This window comes from Halobacillus sp. BBL2006, from assembly GCF_000786645.1.
Lineage (GTDB): Bacteria > Bacillota > Bacilli > Bacillales > Halobacillaceae > Halobacillus.
The window spans coordinates 1-2,313 of the sequence record NZ_JRNX01000185.1; the positions used below are offsets into that span (position 1 = coordinate 1).

Consider the following 2,313-nt stretch of genomic DNA (forward strand, 5'->3'; position numbering starts at 1 on the left):
ACCAGCCACTCTCCGTTGCTTTCTGACAGAGTAAGATCGATCACTCCAAGATGATCTCCCCAATATCCCGGTTCAACAGAAGCTACACCGTTAATCGTACCTTTTTGGTTATCTACTTCAGCGATCCCTTCAAAACTGCTGTCGCCAGGGAAGACTTTATGAGCATGTCCGAACAAAATCGCATCGATTCCATCCACTTCACTCAAATAATAGACCGCATTCTCGTCATTTCCGCTTGGAGCCGCTTTTTCGAAACCGGAGTGAGGAATGGCAACAATGATATCCGCGCCTTTTGCTTCCATCTCAGGTACGAACTTCTTCGCTGTTTCCACGATATCCTTTGCAATCACTTTTCCTTCAAGATTCGCTTTGTCCCACTGCATAATTTGAGGAGGTACGAAACCGATGACTCCAACTTTCAGCTGACGGTCTTGTCCGCTTTCATCTATCACCGTTTTATCTAGAATTTTATATGGAGTAAAGTAGTTTTCATCATTCGTAGGATTATCATCATGATCATCTACGTAAACGTTCGCATTGATGTATGGAAAATTCGCACCCTTGAGAATTGTATTCAAAAAGTCAAGGCCATAGTTGAACTCATGATTCCCAATATTTCCGGCTTCATAATCAAGAAGGTTCATCGCCTTATAAACGGGGTGAGTTTCGCCTTCTTGTAAAGGGTCCACCTTGGCTACGTAATCTCCAAGTGGATTCCCCTGGATGAGGTCCCCATTATCGAACAATAAGCTATTTTCTGCCTCATTACGAGCTTGATGAATGAGTGTAGCAGTTTTGGCTAGCCCGAACTGATCGGTCACTTGATCCTTATAGTAATCGTAATTGACGATATTCGTATGAATATCAGTCGTTTCCATAATTCGAAGGTTAACATCTGAACTGGCGGCCTCTGCATGCTGGTTCATTCCACTGAAAGGAGAAACAAGCAAACCTAAAGCCAATGTCGTTGCGAAAGCTTTCTTAAACATATTCATCCCCCTATGTAATTGATGAAAATAATGGAAAACAACAATCAACAATTACAATTTTAATCGTTTTCAATTGAGGAAACATCTTATTTTTGTGAAAAATTTGTAAAAAGAAGTAATTCGTTCTTTGGACATGGGTGGGCAGAGGTATCTTTAGGAAAATAGAAGTAAGTAAGATTCTCCTATTAGTAAAACCTTTGCATTTATATAAAAACTATGTGTAAAACAGTATGCCTCAATACATACCCCAAATCTTATCGGGCGGATTCGGTTCCATGTGGGGGTTCGCGGCTCCTTATTTAGGAGAGCTTGGTGCTTTCATCACAGGAAGCGCGACCGTGTCGACGCTTACTTTTTCTCCCATTCAATACAGCATCGCAGAAGAAACAGTCCTGGCTAAAGATACGATTTTATCGCTTCAGGCCATCGGGGCTGCAGCAGGAAATATGATTTGTGTTCATAACGTGTGGCAGCGGGAGCTGTTGTAGGATTATCAGGGAAAGAAGGCGATATCATCCGGAAAACGATTCTTCCTGCCTTGATTTACGGCCTGCTCGTTGGTCTTGCTGTTTTAGTCATCACTGTCCTTTTTTAGCAAACGCTTACCCTTTCGCAGACGAGTCATTTAGAGTAAAATAAGAACTAATAAGTGACTTGGAAGTTGGAGGAAGCATCGTGGAATACAAACCGATCCGTACGAAAAAAATTTATGAACAAGTCGCCGATTCTTTGCTCGATTCATTGAAGAATGGAACATTGAAGTCTGGTGATAAACTCGACAGTGTAGAAGTACTCGCAAAGAATTTCAACGTTGGAAGATCAGCGATTCGAGAAGCGCTTAGTGCTCTGAGAGCTATGGGCATTCTTGAAATGCGCCAGGGAGAAGGAACTTATGTGAAAGCTTTTGATGCTTCACGGTTCTCCTTACCGGTTTCTGTTGCATTTCTAATGAAAGCGGAGGACATGAAAGATTTGCTTGAGGTTCGGCAGATTTTAGAGGTTGGGGCAGCAGGTTCTGCGGCTGCTTCTCGTACAGAGGAAGATCTAGAACCCATGAAGGCAGCCTTAAGAGCGATGGAAGAAGCGAAGGGAAATGGCGAGCTGGGTGAACAAGCCGATTTGGCTTTTCATATGGCGTTAGTCCGAGCGAGTCATAACCAAATGTTGATTAATTTGATGAACAGCGTCTCGGAGATCATGGTGCAGGCGATGCGAGAAACCCGCAAGCTGCTTCATACGAATGATGGAACGGAAAGACTTTTACAGGAACATAAACGAATTATGGATGCCATTGAATCGCAGGAAGAAGAAAAGGCACGGGAAG

Annotated in this window: 2 protein-coding genes and 1 pseudogene; 2 read left to right on the forward strand and 1 reads right to left on the reverse strand. The window is 43.0% G+C overall.

Annotated features, from left to right (window positions below; translation table 11 throughout):
* Nucleotides 1-995 (reverse strand): bifunctional 2',3'-cyclic-nucleotide 2'-phosphodiesterase/3'-nucleotidase (locus LD39_RS06625; RefSeq protein ID WP_035544267.1); only part of this gene is annotated, 995 nt, incomplete at its 3' end.
* Between the two features lie 269 nt (nucleotides 996-1,264).
* On the opposite strand from LD39_RS06625, the pseudogene LD39_RS22025 reads away from it, so the two are divergent.
* Both LD39_RS22025 and LD39_RS06635 read left to right on the forward strand, forming a co-directional pair.
* A pseudogene (locus tag LD39_RS22025) lies at nucleotides 1,265-1,584 on the forward strand (L-lactate permease).
* 80 nt (nucleotides 1,585-1,664) lie between these two features.
* A partial coding sequence (locus tag LD39_RS06635) for a FadR/GntR family transcriptional regulator (RefSeq protein ID WP_035544265.1) occupies nucleotides 1,665-2,313 on the forward strand: 649 nt, incomplete at its 3' end.